We start from the raw sequence: 21,854 nt of genomic DNA, 5'->3' as shown, positions 1-21,854 counted from the left end.
GTTCTTCCTGACGTCTGACAGACATTCCCCTGAAGCCTGTGGGAAAGCGCCCAAGCTGAAGACCAAGGGGTCGCTGGTTGAAAAGAAAGCTGTTCATCACCGGTCTGAATGGTTTTGTGGGGCAACACCTCCAGTCGCGTCTGTCACAAACTGACACGCATTGGAATTTGCTGATCGCTGCCACGCCGTACGACCTCACGAAACCGCAAAGTCTTGTCGATCTGTGGCCCGAGCTGCCCGATGCCGTCATTCATCTGGCCGGCCAGACCTTCGTCCCTGAAGCCTTTCGTGACCCGGCGCGCACCCTCGACATCAACCTCATCGGCACTCTGAATCTGTTGCAGGCCCTCAAGGCACGCGGGTTCGCGGGCACCTTTCTGTATGTCAGCTCCGGCGACGTTTACGGTCAGGTCGCGGAGGCCGATCTGCCCATCACCGAACAACAGCCACCCTGCCCGCGCAACCCTTACGCGGTGAGCAAACTGTCGGCGGAATTCCTCAGCCTGCAATGGGGCCTGAGCGAAGGCTGGCCGGTATTGGTGGCGCGGCCGTTCAACCACATCGGCACCGGGCAAAAAGACAGCTTCGTCATCGCCAGTGCCGCGCGCCAGATCAGCCGGATCAAACAGGGCCTGCAAGGGCCGCAACTGGAAGTGGGCGACATCGACGTCACCCGCGATTTCCTCGATGTCGGCGATGTCATCTCGGCCTATTTCGCCCTGCTGGAACAAGGCGAGCCGGGCAAGGTTTACAACATCTGCTCGGGGCGCGAGCAAAGTATTCGCAGCCTGATCGAGCAACTGGCGGACATGGCCGAAGTCGACCTGCAACTGGTTCAGGATCCGGCGCGGCTGCGGCGGGCCGATCAGCGTCGCGTTTGCGGCAGCCATCAACGGCTGGCCCAGTCCACAGGATGGAAACCGCAAATCACTACACAACAATCCCTGCGGGCGATCCTGTCCGACTGGGAGATGCGAGTAAAACAACAATGACTAAACGTGCATTGATTACGGGGATCACCGGCCAGGACGGCGCTTATCTGGCCAAACTGTTGCTCGACAAGGGCTACACCGTTTACGGCTTCGTGGCGCGGCGCAGCAGCGATTCGCGCTGGCGTCTGCGCGAGATGGGCATCGAGGCGGACATCGTTTATCTGGACGGTGATATGGCCGATGCCTGCTCGGTGCAACGTGCTGTAATCAAGTCAACGCCGGACGAAATCTACAACCTCGCCGCGCAGAGCTTTGTCGCCGCGTCGTGGGATCAACCGGTGACCACCGGCATCGTCGACGGCCTGGGGGTTACCCATCTGCTCGAAGCGATCCGCCAGTTCAGTCCGCACACACGTTTTTATCAGGCGTCCACCAGCGAAATGTTTGGTCTGATCCAGGCCGAGCAACAGGACGAAAACACCCCGTTCTATCCGCGCAGCCCCTATGGCGTGGCCAAACTTTACGGCCACTGGATCACCGTCAATTACCGCGAAAGTTTCAACCTGCACGCCAGCAGCGGCATTCTCTTCAACCACGAATCACCGCTGCGCGGCATCGAGTTCGTGACCCGCAAAGTCACCGACGCCGCCGCCCGTATCAAGCAGGGCAAGCAACAGGAACTGAGCCTGGGCAACATCGATGCGAAGCGCGACTGGGGTTTTGCCGGCGATTACGTCGAGGCCATGTGGTTGATGCTGCAACAGGACAAGCCTGACGATTTCGTGGTCGCCACCGGCGTGACCACCACGGTGCGCGAAATGTGCCGCATCGCCTTCGAACATGTCGGTCTGAATTACCGCGATTACGTGAAGATCGACCCGGCGTTTTTCCGCCCGGCAGAAGTGGAAGTACTGCTCGGCAACCCGGCCAAGGCTCAGCGCGTGCTGGGCTGGAAACCGAAAACCGACCTGGACACCCTGATCCGCATGATGATGGATGCGGACATGAAACGCGTCGCCAAGGAGTAGGCCATGCTGATTCCCGTGATCCTGTCCGGCGGCGCCGGCACCCGTCTGTGGCCGGTGTCTCGCGAGGGCCATCCGAAACCGTTCATGATCCTGCCCGACGGCCAGTCGCTGCTGGGCAAGACTTACCGGCGCGCTGCCGGGTTGCTGGACGGCTGGGGCGACATTGTCACGGTGACCAATCGCGAGTACTACTTCCAGAGCAAGGATCACTATCAAGAGGCACACCTGGGCCGACATCGCGGGCATTTCTTGCTCGAACCGACCGGGCGCAATACCGCACCGGCCATCGCTGCGGCGGCCCTTTCGCTGCAGGCGCTGCATGGCGATGACGCAATCATGGTGGTCATGCCCGCTGACCATTTGATCGTTAACGAAGACGCTTTGCAGACGGCCGTCGAACATGCCGTGAATCTGGCGAAGGATGGCTATCTGGTGACCTTCGGCGTGGTGCCGACTGCCCCGGAAACCGGTTTCGGTTACATCGAAACCGGCGCGCCGCTGGACGCTCAAGGCGCAGCCATGGTGCAGCGCTTCGTGGAAAAACCCGACCAGCAAACCGCCACCCACTACCTGGAAAGCGGCAACTTCCTGTGGAACTCGGGAATGTTCTGCTTTAGCACCGCAACCGTGCTGGCCGAACTGCAACTGCACGCCCCCGAACTGCTGGAACAAACCCGCGTCTGCATGGCCGCCAGCGCCCCGGTGGAAACAGTCGGTTGTCTGCAACAAGAATTGTCGGCAACGCTGTTCGCTGAAATCACCGACATCTCCATCGACTACGCGCTGATGGAGCGCTCGGACAAAGTCGTGGTGGTGCCCGCCGGTTTCGACTGGAGCGACATCGGATCGTGGAGCGCCGTCGCCGCTCTGGTGCCGGCCGATGCCAACCATAACCGCGCCAGCGGCGAAGCGATTTTCATCGACAGCAAAAACAACTTTGTCCAGAGCGAAGAACGCCTGGTGGCGGCGGTGGGCGTGGAGAACCTGATCATCATCGACACGGCCGACGCCGTGTTGGTGGCCCATGCCGACCGCGCTCAGGATGTGCGGCGCGTGGCCAAGCAGCTCAAGGATAAATCCCACGAAGCCTATCGCCTGCATCGCACGGTCAACCGGCCGTGGGGCACGTACACCGTGCTTGAGGAAGGCCCGCGCTTCAAGATCAAGCGCATCGTCGTCAAGCCTGGCGCCAAACTGTCGCTGCAAATGCACCACCACCGCAATGAACACTGGGTCGTGGTTGAAGGCATGGCCAAGGTCACCAACAACGGCACCGGCACGCACCTGGTGGCGAAAAACGAATCGACGTTCATTGCCGCCGGGCACAAGCATCGCCTGGAAAACCCCGGCGTGATCGACCTCGTCATCATCGAAGTGCAAAGCGGCGAATACCTGGGCGAGGACGACATCGTCCGCTTCGAAGACCAATACGGCAGGACTCAGTGAATGCTGCTTTCCCTGTACCGCTCGTTGCGCAGTTACCGGGGATTCATCCTCGGTAGCGTGCAGCGCGAGTTTCAAGCGCGGTATCGCAATTCACTGTTCGGCGCGCTGTGGACGGTGCTCAACCCGCTGTCGATGATCGTCGTGTACACGGTGATCTTTTCCCACATCATGCGCGCGCGTTTGCCCGGTGTGGACGACGGCATGGCCTACAGCGTTTACCTGTGCGCCGGCCTGCTGACCTGGGGGCTGTTCTCGGAAATCACGTTACGCAGCCAGAACATGTTTCTGGAAAACGCCAACCTGCTGAAGAAAATCAGCTTCCCGCGCATCTGCCTGCCGGTGATTGTGCTGCTCAATGCCGGGATCAATTTCGCGATCATCATCGGTCTGTTTCTTGGCTTCCTGTTGATCAGCGGGCGCTGGCCGGGCATGGCGTTGTTCGCGTTGCTGCCGCTGTTGGCGCTGCAAGTGCTGTTCTGTGCCGGGTTGGGGATGATTCTTGGCGTGCTGAACGTGTTTTTTCGCGACGTCGGGCAATTTTTCGCCATCTGCCTGCAATTCTGGTTCTGGCTGACGCCGATCGTTTACCCCGTGACTATCCTGCCGGACTGGGTGCAGCGCCTGTTGCAACTCAACCCGCTGACCAATCTCATCGGCGCTTATCAGAACGTGTTTCTCTACGGCCAATGGCCGGTGTGGCGTTCGCTGCTGCCGATCTTAGTGATCGGCCTGCTGTTCTGCGTGATCGGCTTGCGCCTGTTCCGTCAACGGGTCGGCGAAATGGTGGATGAACTCTGATGGGGCACATTCGCGTCACCGGCCTGGGCAAGGCTTACAAGCAATACCCGACACGCTGGAGTCGTCTGGCGGAATGGCTGATACCGTTTTCGCCGATCCGACATCGCCAACACTGGGTGTTGCAGGACGTCGATTTCGAGATCGCCCCCGGTGAATCCGTGGGCATTGTCGGCGTCAACGGCGCGGGCAAAAGTACACTGCTGAAGATGATCACCGGCACCACCCAACCGACTTGCGGGCAGATTCAACTTGACGGTCGAGTCGCCGCGCTGCTGGAACTGGGCATGGGATTTCACCCGGATTTCACCGGCCGCCAGAACGCAATCATGGCCGGACAACTGCTGGGCATGCAGCTCGAAGAACTCGAAGGACTGATGCCCGAAATCGAACGCTTCGCGGAAATTGGTGAAGCCATCGATCAGCCGGTACGCACCTATTCCAGCGGCATGCAAATGCGCCTGGCCTTCAGCGTCGCCACCGCGCGGCGTCCGGACATCCTGATCGTCGACGAAGCGCTATCCGTAGGCGACGCCTACTTCCAGCACAAAAGCTTTGATCGCATCCGCAGCTTCCGCAAGGCCGGCACAACACTGCTGATCGTTTCTCATGATCGCTCGGCGATTCAGTCGATCTGCGATTCGGCGATCCTGCTCGAAGGCGGACGCATGGTCATGCACGACAAGCCCGAAGCGGTGATGGATTACTACAACGCCCTGCTCGCCGAGCGCGAAGGCCAGACCGTGCGCCAGGAAATGCTCGCCGGCGGCCAGGTCCGCACCGTGTCCGGCACCGGTGAGGCCGGCATTTTCAGCGTGCGCCTGCTGGATGAAGACGAACGTTCCATCGACGCCGCCGAGGTCGGGCAACCGGTGGTGCTGGAGGTGGAGGTCGACATCCGTCAGGACATCGAACGGTTGGTGCTCGGTTTCATGATCAAGGATCGCCTGGGCCAGGCCATGTACGGCATCAATACCCATCGTCAGGATCTGGCGCTGGAAGACCTGCGGGCCGGCGAGCGCATCACTTACCGTTTCGCGTTTGTGATGGGGCTGGGCAAGGGCAACTATTCCGTGGCCCTGAGCCTGTCCCGGCTGGACTCACACCTGGATCGCAATTTCGAATGGCGCGATTACGGGCTGGTGTTCCACGTTATCAATAATCGTCGCGAAGACTTTGTCGGTTGTTCGTGGCTGGGGGCAAAAACCGTGATCACCCGCCGCGTGGATGAGCGGGTCACGGAGCGTGCGCCTTGACCCGTCTGCTGCTGGAATGCACCCATGTGTTCAAGCACCCGAAGGTCAATTCGGGCATTCAACGCGTCGTGCGTAACGTCATCAAACAATTGCCGTCGAGTGTTGGCGACGTCGAGTGCCTGCCGGTGGTCATGCTCAAGGGCAAGCTCTACCGGGTGACGCGGCTGGCTGCGCTGGACTCGCCGCTGTTCAATGCCATCGCCTCGTTCGGCGAGCGGCTGGAGCGTCTGGCGCACCGTTTCTGGCAAGCCCATCAGAAACTTCATAACCGCAGCACGTCCAGGCTGTGGCGGCGGGGACTGTATGTCGCTTATCACCTGACGGCGCTTGTGTTCCGGGTGCCGCTGCACCTGATCGAGCGGATCAACCGTCACCAATTGCCCAAGCGCTGCACGCCTTTGCAACATCAACCGGGCGATCAACTGGTGCTACTCGATTCGTCCTGGCATTCGGATTTCTGCAGTCACGTCGAACGCCTCAAACGTGACGGCGTGAGCATCGTGGCGGTCATCTACGACCTGATCCCGCTGACCCATCCGCAGTTCTACGACACACGGCTGGTGCAGGTTTTCACTGAGTGGTTCGACTGGATCACCCGCACTGCCGACGGTTTTATGGCAATTTCGGCCACGGTGCAAAATCAGGTGCGTGAAGAAATGCAGCGCCGGCTCGGGTCAATGCAGGCCGACCAGCGCTGGTTCGATTTCTTTCACCTGGGTTCGGAGCTGGATCTGCGCATCCACGACGAAGCCGTCGATCCACGCCTCAAGCAGTTGTTCACCACGCCAGAGCCGGTGTTCCTGATGGTCAGCACCATCGAGCCGCGCAAGAACCATGATTACTTGCTCGACGGCTTCGAACGCGCCTGGGCCAGCGGTTCCAAGGCGCGACTGTGCATCGCCGGACGCATCGGCTGGAAGTGCGACGCCCTCCTCGCTCGGGTGCGCAATCATCCAGAGCTGAACCGGCGCCTGTTCATGTTCAACGACCTCAGCGACACCAGCCTCGAACACGCTTACGCCCACGCTCGTGCGCTGGTGTTTCCGTCCTTCGTCGAAGGTTTCGGGCTGCCGCTGGTGGAAGCCATGCAGCGCGGCCTGCCGGCGATGGGTAGCAACATTGCGGTGTTCCGCGAAATCGGCGGGGAGTTCATGGCGTATTTCGATCTGGATGATCCGCAAACACTGGCCGGGTTGATTGATACGTTCGAACGCAGCGGCCGGTTTCCGGCCGCGCGGAATGTGGCCGACTGGCAATGGATCGGTTGGCGCGAGGCCAGTGAACAACTCGTCGAACGCACCGCTCGTAATGTATTGGAAGTGCCCTCGGCACCCGCGAGGGCCCATGCGCATTGCCCTTAACGCCCGCATCCTGCAAGCACCGCGCACTGGCATCGGCCAGTACGTCGCCGAACTGGTCAGCGCCTTGCGCAACGAACCCGATGTCGATGTGGCGTTGTTCCACGGCTGGGGCTGGAGTTCGGCGTTGCCGGAAGCGGCGATGCCAGGTTATTCGCGCCTGACGCCATTGCTGCGGCAGATTCCCGGAGCCTATCAGGCGCGCCGCTGGCTGGAGCAGAAGCGCTTCGATCAGGGCCGGGGCGAAGGCATTGATCTGTATCACGAGCCCAGCTTGTGGCCGCTGGCGTTCGATGGCCCGACGGTGATCACCCTGCACGACCTGACGCACCTGCATTTTCCTGAAACCCAGCCGGCGGCGCGGCTCAAGGAAATCGAGCGGCGACTGGCCGCTGGCGTGCAACAGGCGCAGGTGATTCTGACCGACTCGCAAGCAATCGCCGATGAGGCCCGAGACTACTTCGCCCTGCCCGCCGAACGTTTTGTGGTGGCACCGTTGGGCGTGGCCGAGCGATTTCGCCCGCGTGAGCCTGAAACCCTCGACGCGGTGCTGAAGGCCCACGCCGTCGAGCCCAGGGCGTATTTCCTGTGTGTCGGCACCCTGGAGCCGCGCAAAAACCTGAATCTCGCGCTGCGCGCCCACGCCTTGCTGCCGGACGCGGTGCGTCAGTGTTTTCCACTGCTGATCGTCGGCATGGCCGGCTGGCAGCGCGATCAATTCAGCGATGAACTGCATCAGGCGTTGGCTTGCGGGCATGTCTGCCTGCTCGGCTATCTGCCGGATGAGCAGGTTGCGCACTTATTGGCTGGCGCCCGGGCGCTGGTTTTTCCATCACTGTATGAAGGTTTCGGCCTGCCGGTGCTGGAAGCGATGGCCAGCGGCACGCCGGTGATTCTCACACGCTCTTCGGCAATGCCGGAGGTCGCGGGTGACGCCGGCAATTACATCGAACCTGACGATGCGCACGGCTTGCGCGACGCGATGAGCCGCCTGATTGACGATCAAGCGCATTGGCAGGCATGCCGGGAAGCCGGATTGCAACAAGCGCGGCTTTTTTCCTGGGAGCGTTGTGCACAGGCCACGGCCGGTGCCTACCGCCAGGCCATGGGAGGTTGAATGCGAGTACTTCATTTCTACAAAACCTATCTGCCGGACTCGATGGGCGGCATTGAACAGGTCATTTTCCAGTTGTGCGAAAGCGGTGCAAGGCATGGGGTTGACGGCCAGGTGCTGAGCCTCAGTACCGAGCCTGTCCCCGCCGTCATGCAGATCGGCCAGCACGAAGTGCATCGTGCAAAACTCGATATCCAGTTCGCCTCGACCGGTTTCTCCTTGCAGGTCTTCAAAAAGTTTCGCGAACTGGCCGCCGAGGCTGATGTGGTCAACTACCACTTCCCGTGGCCGTTTATGGATCTGGTGCACTTTGCCAGCTTCACCAATAAGCCGAGCGTGGTGACCTATCACTCGGACATCATTCGCCAGAAGAACCTGCTCAGGCTCTATCGGCCCTTGATGAACCGTTTCCTCGCAAGTGCCGACCGGATCGTCGCTGCCTCGCCCAACTACCTGCACACCAGTGACGTGCTGCAAAAGTTTCAGAACAAGACCCGCGTCATCACCTACGGGTTAGACAAGGCAGGTTATCCACAACCTGAACCGGAACGCACCGATCGCTGGCGCCGGAAGCTTGGGGATAAGTTTTTTCTGTTCGTCGGCGTCATGCGTTATTACAAGGGTCTGCACATTCTTCTCGACGCCTTGAAAGACGTGAATTACCCGGTGGTCATCGTCGGCGCGGGACCTTTGGAAAAGGAGCTGCACGCCCAGGCTGCCAGACTCGGCTTGCGCAACCTGCATTTTCTTGGGCGCCTGGACGATGAAGACAAAGTTGCGCTGCTGCAACTGAGCTACGCCATCGTCTTCCCGTCGCATTTGCGCTCCGAGGCCTTCGGCATTTCACTGCTGGAGGGCGCGATGTACGGCAAGCCGATGATCTCCAGTGAAATCGGCACCGGCACCAGTTACATCAATATCCACAATGAAACCGGCTTGGTCGTCCCACCGAGTAATCCACAGGCTTTTCGCGAAGCGATGCGTGAGTTGTGGGAAAACCCGACGCGTGCAGCAGAAATGGGGACGAAGGCACAAGCCCGTTACCATCAGTTATTCACAGCGGACGAAATGGGCCGCAAATGGACTGAGTTGTATCAGGAACTGCTGGAAGAAAAATCCCTGTCTTACGCATAACCTTGTAGGAGCTGCCGCAGGCTGCTCCTACAGGGGGTTCGGCGTTGTTAGAGATCCAGGATCAGCGGCTGTTCGCTTTGTGCCGGGATCGCGCAGCAGATCAGCACGTGTCCTTCTTCCGGGATTTCGGCCGGAGGCTGTGGATAATTCACCGCGCCGCTGACCAGTCGCGTCCGGCAGGTGCCGCACGATCCGCCCCGGCAGCTGTATTCCGGACGTAAACCACGGCTTTCCGCCAGTTCAAGCAAACTGCCGCCGTCTGGTTGCCAGCGCGCTTCTTTCGCTGAGCGCTCGAACATGACGGGGACTGAAACGGTGGCGGCGGGCGGTTGCTCGATGACGATCGCATCCGGATCCGCCTGACGCCGCAAGGTCGAAGGACCAAACGTTTCCGCGTGAATCCGAGCATCGGCGACGTTGAGTTCGCGCAGGCCGTCGTACAGTCCCTGGGTAAAGGCACCCGGCCCGCACACGACGAAATCCACCTGATCGTAGTCTTCGACGTTCAGCAGGTTTTGCAGCAACGCCGCATCCACGCGGCCCATGAAATCGAAATCTTCGCCTTCCAGCACATCGGGCTCAGGCTGGCTGAGCACCCGCAGCACGCGCACCGCATCACCGGCAGTTTCCAGCAGACGATCCAGCTCGGCGCGAAATGGCTGGTCGGCCAGGGTTCGTGATCCTTGCAACAGCCAGGTGGGACGTATGCTTCGGGTGCGCAGCCCTTGATAAACCACCTCGCGCAGCATCGACAGCAACGGCGTGATGCCGACCCCGGCTGCCAACAGCACCAGCGGCCGCCGCTCAAGGGCTTGCACCGTGAAATGCCCTTGCGGCGCCCGCGCCTCCAGGACATCGCCGACTTGCAGGTTTTCATGCAAGTGCGTCGACACCACGCCTTCGCGTTTTACGCTGATGCGCAAAAACTCATCCGACGGTGCGCTCGACAAACTGTAGGTGCGGATGTGTACCTCGCCATTGATCGTGAAGCGCAGCGGTAGATGCTGACCGGCCTGGAACATCGGCGCGCCCGCCTCATCGGCAGGCTCCAGATAAATCGAACGAATGCTGCGGCTTTCCGCTTCGATGCGCGTCACCCGCAATGGCCGCCACCTGTCGCCCAATGCCTTGGCCTGCAAACGCGCTTCGGCCTGAGGCCAGGTGCCGGTCAGCAGACTGGTCGGCGACATTCCGTCAAAGCGCCAGCGCAACGCCAGTGCCGCCGGGCGCCGCACCAGTTTCTCCACTTCGAATGTCCACAACCGTTCGGCGCCCTGGAAAGCTTCAATTTCCGGGCCGTCGAGAATAATCTCGGTACGGCCGCTCAGTTGCAGCACATCGCCTGTGGAAAAGTCGATGAACAGCAAGCCTGCCCGAGGGTTGAGCAGCAGATTGCCGAGGGTGTTGAAATGCAGGTTGCCGGCGAAATCCGGGATGGTCAGGCGATTGCCCTGCACCCGGACAAAACCGATCTGGCCACCGCGATGGGACACGTCCACCGAACGCTCGCCGTCGACATCTACATAACTGGCGACAAAAAACGTGTCGGCGTCGGCAATCATCTGGCGTGCTTGGTCGTCCAGTGCATCCAGGTGCCGGGCCGGGCGTGTTGCCGGGTCGCTCAACGGGACGCGCTCGAACTGGCGAAGCTGAATGTACTGCGGGCAATTGCCGAAGGCTTGGTCAACCTTCAAGTCGAAACCCTGTGCATTCAGGTTGCCGACATGGCCATTCAGTCGATTGCGCCGCCGGCTGTGCAATTCGATGCCAAGCAGACCGATTGCCGCGTCGGCCCGGATCTGCGCCGGGTCGTCAGTGGCCGGAAGGCTGTTGAACTGCATGTGTTGCGGGTCTGATGAATGGGCAAAACCGGGCGCGCCTTCGAGCACGCTGGCCCAGGGAAAACCGTCGGCATCCACGGCGCCGTACAGCATGAACGGCAGTTGCCGATAAAACTCACGGTGCTGATCCGGCATCCAGGTGCGAATGACCTTGCGCCCGAAACTCTCCATGCGTTCGGCAACGCCGACGCGGGTCTGCAACTGCTGTTCGCCGGCATGCCATGGTGAACGTTCCATAACGGTTCTCCCCAGCCAAAGTGAAACGCCCGGACACGCCGGGCGGAGGTTTTTCAGGCAGTGGTTTGCAGACCGACTACCGTGCGCGGCATGCCGACAAAACCGGGCAAGGCTTCTACTCGCGCCAGCCAGGCGCGGACGTTGGCGTAATCGTCCAGCGACACGTTGCCTTCCGGTGCGTGAGCGATGTAACTGTAGGCCGAAACGTCGGCGATGGTTGGCTCGTCGCCGGCCAGATAAGGGGTTTTTGCCAGTTCCTGTTCCATCACGTTGAGCAGGGTGTGCGCACGGGCGATGACTTCTTCAGCGTTGAGCTTGGCGCCGAACACAGTGATCAATCGCGCCGCCGCCGGACCAAAGGCAATCGGCCCCGCCGCTGCCGACAACCAGCGCTGCACACGCGCTGCGCCAACCGGATCGGCCGGCAGCCAACGGCCATTGCCATACTTTTGCGCCAGATACACCAGGATCGCGTTGGAGTCAGCCAGCACCACACCACCGTCATCGATGGCCGGCACTTGGCCGAAAGCATTGATCGCGAGGTAGGCGGGCTGCTTGTGTTCGCCCTTGGCCAGGTCGACAAAAATCAGCTCGGTCGGCAATTGCAGTAACGACAGCATCAACTCCACGCGATGGGCGTGGCCGGAACGTGGAAAGTTGTACAGTTTGATCGCTTGCATGGTCGGCTCCGCTGGGTGTGGGGGCCGTTCAGGAGTGACGGCACCGATGGCAGCGATCATCTACCCAGCGACGAATCAAGAGAATTACCAGCAAACGCAATCGATTATTTCAGCGCAGGAAATAATGCCATGTGTTCACGCAGGGCTTTCGCCGTGAAGTCGACAAAGCTGCGTACTCGCGTTGGCGCCTTGCGTCCCCCCTGGTACACCACATGAATCGGCAGCGGCGGCAGCTCGAAGTCGGCGAGGACAATTTCCAGTTCACCGCTCGCGACTTTGCTCGCCACTTGGTAAGAAAGGATTCGAGTCAGCCCAAGGCCCAGGCTGGCGGCGTTGATGGCCGCTTGATTGGCGGTCACCACCAGTCTCGGCTCTGGGCGGACACTGATGACTTCACCGTTTTCAATAAATGGCCAGTTGCGCATCTGCCCGATGGCCGACGTCGCCACCATCGGCATCCGCGCCAGATCCTGCGGATGGGTCGGCCGACCGTGGCGGGCAAAACAATCCGGCGAACCGCAGACCACCCGTCGTACTTCACCGACCCGAACAGCGTGCTGGTTACTGTCTGGCAGGTCGCCAATACGCACCGCCACATCGATGCCTTCATCGACCATGTTCACGATCCGGTCAAGCAACAGCGCGTTGATCGTCACGTCGGGATACTGGGTCAAGAAACTGGCCATTATCGGCGTGACAAACATTTCGCCGAACAGCACCGGCGCCGTCACCGTCAGTTGCCCACGAGGCTGGGCGTGACTGCCCGCCGCCGAATCCTCGGCTTCCTGCACCTCGGCGAGGATCCTGCGACAATCCTCCAGATAACGCTGACCGGCCTCGCTGACATGCACGCTGCGCGTGGTGCGAATCAGCAACTGCGTGCCGATCCGCAACTCGAGCGCCGCCACCGCCCGGGTGACGCTGGCCGCTGACAACCCCAAGCGCCGCGCCGCCGCCGAAAAGCCCTGCTCCTGGGCGACGGTGGTGAAGACCTGCATTTCCTGGAAGCGGTCCATCCATCAACTCCTGTGGGGCAATGGTCATTGGCGAGTGGGACAAAGGCTGTTTATTACAGCCTCCTTCGCCAACCTGCAACGCAGCAGCTGATATTGAGCACTCAAATCCGAAAACTCCCCACCAAATGCTTTAGCCGACCCACCTGCCGCTCCAGATCCGTGCAGGCCTGCAACGTGGTTTGCAGGTTTTCCACGCCTTGCTGATTCAGGGTGTTGATGTCGGTGATGTCTTGATTGATCGATTCGACGACCGCGGTCTGTTCTTCCGTGGCCGTTGCCACCGACTGGTTCATGCCGTCGATTTCACCGATGCGCTGGGTCACGCTGCCGAGCCGACTGCCGGCCTGGTCGGCGATGCCAGCGCTGGTTTCGCTCTGGCTCTGGCTCTCGTGCATCATCGAAACGGCCTGGCGTGCGCCGTGTTGCAGTTCTTCGATAAGTGTCTGCACTTGCTGCGCCGATTCCTGGGTGCGGTGGGCCAGGTTGCGTACTTCGTCAGCAACCACCGCGAAGCCGCGCCCTGCTTCACCGGCGCGTGCGGCTTCGATGGCGGCGTTGAGCGCCAGCAGGTTGGTTTGCTGGGAAATGCTGGTGATTACCTCGAGGATCTGCCCGATGTTCACCGTGTTGACGTTCAGCGCCTCAATGTTGGTGCTGGAATCGCTGATCTTCGCCGTGAGACGTTGCAGGCTGCCAATCGTCTCTTCGACCACTTGCTGGCCTTCGACGGCAAGGCCCCGTGCGGCGCTCGAATGTTGCGAGGCAAGCGCTGCATTTTGTGCGATTTCCTGGGCTGCCGCGCCCAGTTCGTTGATCGCGGCCGCCACGCTGCTGGTGCGGCTGGCCTGTTGATCGGTGTTGCGCATCGAGGCATTCGAAGCATCGACGACGCTCAGCGTGACTTCGCTGACATGGGCCGTGGCAGACGACACTTCGCGGATCGACTCGTGGATGCGTTCGACGAATTTGTTGAATGACGCCGCGAGGGCGCCGAATTCGTCCCGACCATGTACGGCGAGGCGCAGGGTCAGGTCGCCTTCACCGTCGGCGATGTCCTGCATGGCGCGGCCCATGGTGTGCAACGGGATCATCAGGACGCGGATCAACAATCCCAGCAAGGCAATGATCACCACCACCGCAATGACCATCGCCACCAGCGCCGAAGAGCGGGTTTCATTGAGCATGGCAAACGCGGCGTCCTCATCAAGAACCACGGCCACATACCAGTTGGCGGACGGCACACCGTCCAGATGCGTGAACAGAAGAAACTGCGCCTTGCCGTCGTCATGGACTTGCTGAAGGCCTTCGCGAAGCGCAGGAGCGCCTAGAGGATAAACATCGCCAAGGCTCTTGAGTACCCGCTTCGCATCCGGGTGAATCAGGATCTTGCCCTCGCCACTCACCAGAAAAGCGCGGCCATGGCCATTGAAATCCAGTGCGTTGATGATCCCGCTGACCTGCGCCAGATCATAGTCGGCGCCCATCACACCCAACATCGTGCCGTTGCGCCGTACCGGCGAGGCCACCGTGATCACGGTTTTGCCGGAGGAGACGGCGACATAGGGTTCGGTGACGACCGTGCTGTTTGCCGAGGCGGCGGACTTGTACCAGGCACGGCTGCGCGGATCGAAATCCTTCGGGCGTTCGCGGGCCGGTACGGAGAACATCTTGCCTTCCAGACTGCCGAAGTAACTGGACTGAAAGTTGCCGGTGTAGACCGGCAGACTGAAGGTGCCGGTGAGCGATTCGGCGTCGGCCCCGCTACGCGCGATTTGCTGGGACATTGATTCAACCAGCTGCATGCGGCTGTTGAGCCACGTCTGCAAATTGCTGGCGATCAGCGCGCCGACGTCGTCGAGCGTCGCGGCGGTCTGGGTGCGAATCCCTTCGCGCTGTTGGTAATCATTGAAGACGGTAAAACCGGAAAAAGTCAGGGCCACCACCAGGCCCGCAGCCAAAAGGATTTTCTGGCTGAAGTTCAAAGAGATCGTCATCGTGTCGGCTCGTCCTGGCACAAAGAGCGTGGCCGACTCACAAGTTCTTATTGACCCTTATCGACCACTTGCAAATTACGTTTGATTGTTCAACTCAGCGTTAAGCCTTCGAGAAACTCGATGCAGAGTTATCCCGAAAAGGGGCAGGGCTTGGCGCAGCTGACTTACAGAAAGTTGTAGGTGTAGTTGAAGATCAAACGGGTTTGATCGGTATCACGCACCGAGCCCGAATCGTCGCCGCGATAGACACCATGACGCAGGGTCGCGCCGAAGTTCTTCAGCGGGCCGGTCTGCACGACGTAGTCGATGCGCATGTCGCGCTCCCACTCGGAGTGATCGCCACCGTTACCGATGTCCTTGATGTTATCGCCGTGCAGATAAGCGATGCCGGCCTTCAGACCCGGCACACCGAGGCCAGTGAAGTCATAGGTGTACTGGCCGAACGTGGTGTTTTCACCGGCGCGGACGAACTGGTTGATCATGCTGTCGGTGAACAGATAGAAACTCGAACCACCCTCGCCTTCATTGCGCCCACGGCTGTCGGTGATGTTGCCGTTGCTCATGTACACGAAGCCGCCATCGTCGTTCACACGCTGATGGCCGAGTGTCAACGCGTGACCACCCAAGGCATAGGTGAACATCGCGCTCCAGGTCTTGTTATCGACCTCGTTGGCATTCTTGGCGTAGCCGTTGTTGTTATTGAAGGCGTATCCAGCCTGACCGTTCTTGCCATCGGAACGGCTGTCGAAGTAGCGCAGGTCAGTCTTGAACGTTTGCCCTTCACTGATCGGATAGACATGCACCAGGCCGAGGAACGTCTGTTTGTAGAAGTCCTCCAGTTGCGAATGGTAGGCCTGGACGGTCAAGTCTTTGGTGATCTTCCAGTCCACACCACCGTACTGGAAGTTGTTCGACTCCTGCGTCGCCCCGGCAATCGACAGCCCGGCCCAGTTGCTGGAGGCACGCCCGGCGGCTTGGGTGATCTTGCCGGCGTTGACCGTCACGCCATCGAATTCTTTCGAAGAGAGCATGCCGCCCTGGAAGGTTTGCGGCAGCAGACGACCATCGTTGGCGACCAGAATCGGCAGGCTCGGTTGCAGCGCGCTACCGATCTTCAACTCGGTTTTCGACAGCTTCGCCTTGACGTTGGCACCACCACGGCTCCATGACTTTTCAGCCGAACCGTCGGAGTCGCTGGGGAAAAAAGTATTGCTGTCCGGGTGATGCCCCTTGCCGCCATCCAGATGAATCCCCACCAGGGCCTGAGCATCGACACCGAAGCCGATTGTGCCTTGGGTGTAGCCGGACAGGTAATTGAACAAAAGACCTTCGGCCGTCTCTTTCTGATCGGCGCCGCCGACCCGATTGTCGTTGTTGAAATACATCGTGCGAGAACTGACGCTGGCCTTGCTGCCCTCGATGAAACCTTGCGGTGCGGCATCGGCGGCGTGAACGCCGATTGAGGACAAACCGGCCAGCGCGAGCACCGCCGTCATCGTTTGCTTGTACATGTGTTGTGCTCCTGGCTTTTTTTATGAAAACGTCAGTTTCCGAGCAACAGCCGCCCCAGCGGCTGAGTCGGAAACTCCCCACGGTGTCTTGCAGTTTCGGGTCTACTTTTGTCTCAACAGATCAATGCAGGATCTGGCTGAGGAAGCGCTGGGTGCGCTCGTTTTGCGGGTTGTCGAAGAACACGTCCGGCGGCGCCTGTTCAACGATTTCGCCCTGATCCATGAAGATCACGCGGTTGGCCACGGTTCGGGCAAAGCCCATTTCATGGGTGACGCAAAGCATGGTCATTTGGTCTTCGGCCAGGCTGATCATGGTGTCGAGCACTTCCTTGACCATTTCTGGATCGAGCGCTGAAGTGGGCTCGTCGAACAGCATGATTTTCGGTTTCATGCACAGGGCGCGGGCAATGGCCACACGCTGTTGTTGACCGCCCGAGAGCTGGCCCGGGTATTTGTGCGCCTGCTCCGGAATGCGCACGCGCTCCAGATAATGCATGGCAATTTCCTCGGCCTGCCTGCGCGGCATCTTGCGCACCCACATCGGTGCGAGGGTGCAGTTCTGCAAAATGGTCAGGTGCGGGAACAGGTTGAAATGCTGGAAGACCATGCCGACTTCGCGGCGAATGCTCTCGATCTGCTTAAGGTCGTCGGTCAGCTCCACGCCATCGACAATGATGCTGCCCTTCTGGTGTTCTTCCAGGCGATTGAGGCAACGAATGGTGGTCGACTTGCCCGACCCCGACGGGCCGCACAGCACAATTCGCTCGCCTTGGCGCACGTTCAGATGGATGTCCTTGAGGACGTGGAATTGCCCATACCATTTGTGAACGCCGGACATCTGGACCATGCCTTCAACGCCCAACGGTTTACGGCTGACTTGAGTCATGAACAACCTCTTCGACGCGGGGTGTTAGTGAAGGACCGCCTGCAAGAACTGCTGAGTGCGCAGCTCTTTCGGCGCGGAAAAAATCTGCGACGGCGGGCCCATCTCGACAATCTTTCCGCCGTCGAAGAACACCACGCGATCCGCCACTTCCCGGGCGAAGCCCATTTCATGGGTCACGACGATCATGGTCATGCCTTCAGCGGCCAGATCCTTCATCACGTTCAGCACGTCGCCGACGGTTTCCGGGTCGAGTGCCGAGGTCGGCTCGTCGAACAGCAGCAATTTGGGTTTCATCGCCAGCGCCCGGACAATCGCCACCCGCTGTTGCTGCCCCCCCGACAGCTCCGACGGATAGCCCTCGGCCTTGTGCCGCAGTCCGACGCGATCAAGCAGCGTCAGCGCCGTGCTTTGCGCTTGAGCCTTGGAAGCGCGTTTGAGCTTGACCGGGGCCAGCGTCATGTTCGCCATCACCGACATGTGCGGAAACAGGGTGTAATCCTGAAACACCATGCCGACTTCTTCGCGCAACCGGGCCAACGCCTTGCGATCCCCAGCCTTGGCCGACTGGCCGTCGCCGATCACCACGCTGCCGGCCGACGGTGCCTCCAGGCTGTTCAGGCAGCGAATGAAGGTGGATTTCCCCGAACCGCTGGGGCCGATGATCACCACCACTTCGCCTTCGGTGACGTCCAGATCCACACCCTTGACCACTTCGTGATCGCCAAAGCGCTTGTGCAGCCCACGGACTGTCAGCATCGTGCTCATAGGCCGGCCTGCGCCCGCGTCGCCGCTTGCAGACGATCATGGGCGGCCGCCAGACGATCGCGACGGGCCGCAATGGCCTGGCGTTCGGTGGCGAGACGCGCGTTGGCGCGTTGCAGGCTCGGTATCAGCGAGGCCATCGATGGGCCGCCAGCCGAAGAACGCGCCTGCACGTTGGCAGTCGGATCGAGGCAGTCGCGGACTTTCTCCGCAGCAATATTCAGCGCGTGACCCAATTGCTCCTGGGCGCAGACGTCGACCATCGCCGTGTCGATGCGATGCGCCGGCAAACCTGCGTCCATCGCCATGCGCACCACGCCGCCGACCACGTGATGGGCTTCGCGGAACGACAGATCGGCTTCTTTGACGATCAAGTCCGCCAGACCGGTCGCGGTGGAGAAGTCCTCACCGGCACGTTTCACCGCCAGTTCGACATTCGGCGTCGCCGTGCGCAGCACCAGATCGAGCAGTTTCAGGCAGCGCAGGGATTCCTCGGCGGCTTCCCAAAACCCACGGGTGCCCTCGCGATTACCGTCGCCGGTGTGGGAAAAGTTACTGCCTTTGATGGTGATGCTCGCGCCCATCAGCAAACCGACGATGTGGCCGCTGCGACCCTTGAGGTATTCCAGCACGGTCGGGTTTTTCTTTTGCGGCATGATGCTCGACGTCGCGGCCACGCTGTCCGGGAAGTCGATCAGGCTGAACTCATGGGTGCTCCAGACGAAATAATCCTGGGCCACACGACTCCAGAACACCGACAGCAGGCTCAGGTGCGACAGGCTTTCCAGAATGAAATCCCGCGAGCCGACGGCGTCCAGGGCATTGTCCAGATAACCGTCGAAACCCAGCAGTTCCGCTGTGCGCGCCCGGTCGATGTCGAACGGCGTACCGGCAAAAGCCGCAGCGCCCAGCGGGCTCTGGTTCATTGAGTCGAGCACTTGGGTCAGGCGTTTGCAGTCACGCTCCAGCGCCTGTTCCACCGCCGACAGGTAATAACCGTAAGTAATCGGTTGCGCCGGCTGCAGATGGGTATAACCCGGCATCACCACTTCGGCGTATACCTCGGCGTTGTTGATGGCGGTCTGGCGCACCTGGATCAGCGCGTCGATCAGATCCATCAGCGTCTCGCGGCAACGCAGGCGATCAAGGGTCGCGAGGATGTCGTTGCGGCTGCGGCCGGTATGCAGGCGTCCGCCGACATCGGTGCCGATCTGCTCGATCAAATGCGCCTCGTAATTGAAGTAAGCGTCCTCGCGGGACGGATCGAGCGTGACCACGCCAGGCCCGGCCGCTTCCATGTCGAGCACGCCTTTGGCCAGCGCCGTGGCGTGTTCACCGCGAATCAGCCCCTGTTCGGCGAGCATCACGATATGCGCCTTGTTGACGTTGCCAAGGTTGTCGAAACCCTCGGCAAAGCCTTCCAGACGCGGGCGGTAAATGAACTCGTTGACTTCCGGTGCGGTAGTTTCCTTGAGGCGCCGACTGACTTTGGATTCTTGCATCACGAAAACTCCTTAATGATTGCCACGCGTCACCGGGCGACCCAAGCGACGTTCGAGATAACGGCTGAGCCAGCTCAGCAATGAACACAGGACGAAATACACCAGCAGCACCGTGCCGTAGACAGCAAACGCGGGACTCACGCCGGTCATGACCGTGGCGCGTTCGATGATGATCTGACCGACCTTGAGAAATTCGCTGACACCCACCAAAGCCCCAAGGGACGTGGCTTGTACCAGCATGGTCAACAGCCCGGTGTAGGCCGGAAGAATCGCTTTCATCGACTGCGGCACGATGACATGGAGATAGGTCTGCCAGGGGCGCAGGCCCAGGGCCCAGGCACTTTTCCATTGATGGCGCGCCACCGATTCGAGGCCGCCGCGCACGATTTCGATGCCATTGGCGCTGCCCCAAAGGGTCAAGCCGATGGTCACCGCTGCGAAGGGGCTCAGATCGATGCCCAGCATCGGCACCCCGAAGAAAATCAGGTACACGTTGACGATCAACGGGATCGAGCGAAACAGCTCCACGTAGCCATGAATGACCCAGCCCAGCAGCCGGTTTTTTATCGTCGCCAACACGCCGAAAAACACCGAAATCAACGTCGTGAACAGCAGGATCACCAGCGCCAGGCGCAAAGTCATCCACAGGCCTTTGGAAACGAAGCCCCAGTTTTCAACTAAAAAATTCATCGAGGCCTCACTGCCGGAAAGGTCGTTGCAGATAGGCCGACAAGCGTCCGGTCAACAGCGCCAGAATGGCCACCAGTGACAGGTAGATCACGCAGATCGCACTGAACATCTCGACGGCGCGAAAATCCGTGGCAATCCGGTCCACCGCCACAAACGTCAGCTCGGCCAGACCGATGGCCTGCAAGTACGACGAGTTTTTCAGCAGCGAAATGGCCGTGTTCAGTGCCGCTGGCAAACTGGTGCGAAAGGCAATCGGCAGCGCCACCAGGCAGAAGTAATGTGCAGGCTTGAGGCTGAGTGCGGCGGCCGCTTCACGCATGCCGTGCTCGACCGTCGCCAGACCACCGCGCACGTTTTCCACTTGATACGCCCCGGCCCACAACGACAGGCACAGCACGCCGGACCAGAACAGCGACAGCTCGAAGCCAATCGCCGGCAAGCCGTAGAAGATGAAAAACAGCTGCACCAGAATCGGCGTATTGCGTATCAGCTCGACGTAAAGCACGACAACCTGCGCCAGCACGGGCACTTTCATCACCCGCGCTGCACCGCCCGAAATGCCGATCAACAGCGAAAACAGGATCGCCAGCAGCGACACCCGCAGGGTCATCAACACGCCGTCGAGCAGCGCCGGCCATTGCGCCAGCAGATAATTGAGATCGAAATCCATAACGCCGACCGTCAGAGCGCTTCAGCAGGTTTGGCCTGCTCGAAGACACTCAGGTAGTAGCTCTGGATATTCTGCGGAACGTTCTGCTGCACCCAACCGCGAAACAGCTTCTCTTCGTGCATCCGCGCCACAGCCGCGCTGAGGTAGTCGCGCCATTTTTCATCGTGCTTGCGCACACCGATGGCGGCGTCGGAGATCAGGAAAGGCTCATTGAGCAGGCGCGCGTTCTTGTCGTTGTCGGCCACCACCACCAATGTCGCGGCGTCGTGGGTGTAGGCGTCGGCGCGGCCCTGGCGGAAAGTCTGCAAGGCATCGGCGGCGCTGTTCATGCGCAGCGTCTTCACGTCCGGCATGTGGTCTTCAAACCATTTGGCCTGCACCGAGCCCTTGAGGGTGGCGAGGGTCTTGCCCTTCAGGTCGACGATTTTGTTGATCGTGCTGTCTTTCTTCACCACCACGTCACTGGCGCCCCAGCGATAGGGCTGAGTGAAATCGATCACGCGCAGCCGCTCGGGTGTAACGCCCAATGTGGCGATCAGGAAGTCGACTTTGCGGCCGAGCAATTGCGGCACGCGGTTTTCAGCGGTCACGCAAGTGAAGGTCACTTTGTCTTTCGAGCCCAGTGCCCACAGCGCGATCTGCCGGGACATTTCCACTTCGACCCCGGCGAATTCGCCATTGCCGTCCTGAAAACCGTAGGGTGGCTGGTCGCAACGAACGCCTGCTCGCAACTGGCCGGCTTCTTTGATTTGATCGGGTACGGCGGGAAGTTCGGCGGCGTGTGCTTGCATCACACCGATGAGGGAAAAACCGGAAATTGCCAATGCACTGCGAAGGATTTTCAGGGAAAACGACATGGTGCCTCCTGGTACTACGCCAACTCGGCCTCAGGCGCTAAGCGACGCAATGAGTCTTAATGAAAAGGTGTCGTGTGCTCACTTTCGCATCGAATACATCAGGCAATGACGTCGATGTCGCAAGCAGTTATAAAGCTTCTGTCTC

19 protein-coding genes and 1 pseudogene are annotated in these 21,854 nt (G+C 60.3%); 8 read left to right on the top strand and 12 right to left on the bottom strand.

The window, feature by feature from the left end:
• Window positions 1-77: 77 nt before the first annotated feature.
• The 8 genes from GIW69_RS06825 to GIW69_RS06790 are packed head-to-tail and all read left to right on the top strand — an operon-like array spanning window position 78 to window position 9,063.
• Entirely contained in the window at window positions 78-992 is a 915-nt protein-coding gene (locus GIW69_RS06825) for a GDP-mannose 4,6-dehydratase (RefSeq protein ID WP_236481370.1), read from the top strand.
• On the top strand, window positions 989-1,960 hold the full coding sequence (gene gmd, locus GIW69_RS06820; RefSeq protein ID WP_236481369.1) for a GDP-mannose 4,6-dehydratase: 972 nt from the start codon (window positions 989-991) through the stop codon (window positions 1,958-1,960). The genes GIW69_RS06825 and gmd overlap by 4 nt, the downstream gene beginning before the upstream one ends.
• A gap of 3 nt (window positions 1,961-1,963) precedes the next feature.
• A complete protein-coding gene (locus GIW69_RS06815; RefSeq protein WP_236481368.1) occupies window positions 1,964-3,406 on the top strand; it encodes a mannose-1-phosphate guanylyltransferase/mannose-6-phosphate isomerase in 1,443 nt (480 codons plus the stop codon).
• Window positions 3,407-4,204 carry an ABC transporter permease gene (locus GIW69_RS06810; RefSeq protein WP_236481367.1) on the top strand — a complete coding sequence of 266 codons (798 nt, stop codon included), beginning with the start codon at window positions 3,407-3,409 and terminating at the stop codon, window positions 4,202-4,204. It abuts the gene before it with no gap.
• Complete coding sequence (locus GIW69_RS06805; RefSeq protein WP_236481366.1) at window positions 4,204-5,457, top strand: ABC transporter ATP-binding protein; 1,254 nt, start codon at window positions 4,204-4,206, stop codon at window positions 5,455-5,457. The genes GIW69_RS06810 and GIW69_RS06805 overlap by 1 nt, the downstream gene beginning before the upstream one ends.
• Entirely contained in the window at window positions 5,454-6,818 is a 1,365-nt protein-coding gene (locus tag GIW69_RS06800; protein ID WP_236481365.1) for a glycosyltransferase family 4 protein, read from the top strand. Before GIW69_RS06805 ends, GIW69_RS06800 begins: the two co-directional genes overlap by 4 nt.
• Window positions 6,802-7,932 carry a glycosyltransferase family 4 protein gene (locus tag GIW69_RS06795; RefSeq protein ID WP_236481364.1) on the top strand — a complete coding sequence of 377 codons (1,131 nt, stop codon included), beginning with the start codon at window positions 6,802-6,804 and terminating at the stop codon, window positions 7,930-7,932. The genes GIW69_RS06800 and GIW69_RS06795 overlap by 17 nt, the downstream gene beginning before the upstream one ends.
• Window positions 7,933-9,063, top strand: coding sequence for a glycosyltransferase family 4 protein (locus tag GIW69_RS06790; protein WP_236481363.1), 1,131 nt, complete (start codon window positions 7,933-7,935; stop codon window positions 9,061-9,063).
• Window positions 9,064-9,110: 47 nt separating this feature from the next.
• Here GIW69_RS06790 and GIW69_RS06785 read toward each other — a convergent pair whose 3' ends face one another.
• The 12 genes and pseudogenes from GIW69_RS06785 to GIW69_RS06735 all read right to left on the bottom strand — a co-directional run bounded on the left by GIW69_RS06785 (window position 9,111) and on the right by GIW69_RS06735 (window position 21,709).
• The gene (locus tag GIW69_RS06785) at window positions 9,111-11,141 is read right to left on the bottom strand and encodes a pyridoxamine 5'-phosphate oxidase family protein (RefSeq protein ID WP_236481362.1); all 2,031 of its coding nucleotides are present in this window, start codon (window positions 11,139-11,141) and stop codon (window positions 9,111-9,113) included.
• A gap of 53 nt (window positions 11,142-11,194) precedes the next feature.
• Window positions 11,195-11,821, bottom strand: a complete 627-nt coding sequence (locus GIW69_RS06780; RefSeq protein WP_236481361.1) for a glutathione S-transferase — start codon at window positions 11,819-11,821, stop codon at window positions 11,195-11,197.
• Between the two features lie 104 nt (window positions 11,822-11,925).
• A complete protein-coding gene (locus tag GIW69_RS06775) occupies window positions 11,926-12,837 on the bottom strand; it encodes a LysR family transcriptional regulator (RefSeq protein ID WP_236481360.1) in 912 nt (303 codons plus the stop codon).
• Between the two features lie 101 nt (window positions 12,838-12,938).
• A complete protein-coding gene (locus GIW69_RS26360) occupies window positions 12,939-13,703 on the bottom strand; it encodes a methyl-accepting chemotaxis protein (protein WP_496570902.1) in 765 nt (254 codons plus the stop codon).
• A 90-nt stretch (window positions 13,704-13,793) separates the two neighbouring features.
• Window positions 13,794-14,831, bottom strand: a pseudogene (locus GIW69_RS26355) (HAMP domain-containing protein); the annotation flags it as partial.
• 164 nt (window positions 14,832-14,995) lie between these two features.
• A complete protein-coding gene (locus GIW69_RS06765; RefSeq protein ID WP_236481358.1) occupies window positions 14,996-16,342 on the bottom strand; it encodes an OprD family porin in 1,347 nt (448 codons plus the stop codon).
• 121 nt (window positions 16,343-16,463) lie between these two features.
• Window positions 16,464-17,228: an amino acid ABC transporter ATP-binding protein gene (locus GIW69_RS06760; protein ID WP_236481357.1), complete on the bottom strand. Its 765-nt coding sequence runs from the start codon at window positions 17,226-17,228 to the stop codon at window positions 16,464-16,466.
• Between the two features lie 24 nt (window positions 17,229-17,252).
• Window positions 17,253-17,993, bottom strand: a complete 741-nt coding sequence (locus tag GIW69_RS06755; protein ID WP_496570901.1) for an amino acid ABC transporter ATP-binding protein — start codon at window positions 17,991-17,993, stop codon at window positions 17,253-17,255.
• Complete coding sequence (argH, locus tag GIW69_RS06750; RefSeq protein ID WP_236481356.1) at window positions 17,990-19,492, bottom strand: argininosuccinate lyase; 1,503 nt, start codon at window positions 19,490-19,492, stop codon at window positions 17,990-17,992. The genes GIW69_RS06755 and argH overlap by 4 nt, the downstream gene beginning before the upstream one ends.
• A gap of 12 nt (window positions 19,493-19,504) precedes the next feature.
• On the bottom strand, window positions 19,505-20,182 hold the full coding sequence (locus GIW69_RS06745; RefSeq protein WP_236481355.1) for an amino acid ABC transporter permease: 678 nt from the start codon (window positions 20,180-20,182) through the stop codon (window positions 19,505-19,507).
• A gap of 7 nt (window positions 20,183-20,189) precedes the next feature.
• Window positions 20,190-20,852 carry an amino acid ABC transporter permease gene (locus tag GIW69_RS06740; protein WP_236481354.1) on the bottom strand — a complete coding sequence of 221 codons (663 nt, stop codon included), beginning with the start codon at window positions 20,850-20,852 and terminating at the stop codon, window positions 20,190-20,192.
• An 11-nt stretch (window positions 20,853-20,863) separates the two neighbouring features.
• Window positions 20,864-21,709, bottom strand: coding sequence for a transporter substrate-binding domain-containing protein (locus GIW69_RS06735; RefSeq protein ID WP_236481353.1), 846 nt, complete (start codon window positions 21,707-21,709; stop codon window positions 20,864-20,866).
• Between the last annotated feature and the right edge of the window lie 145 nt (window positions 21,710-21,854).

The organism is Pseudomonas syringae (assembly GCF_021605415.1).
GTDB classification, from domain to species: Bacteria; Pseudomonadota; Gammaproteobacteria; order Pseudomonadales; family Pseudomonadaceae; genus Aquipseudomonas; species Aquipseudomonas syringae_S.
Note: the sequence above shows the minus strand (reverse complement) of the source record. Positions and strands in the feature narration are given on the sequence as shown.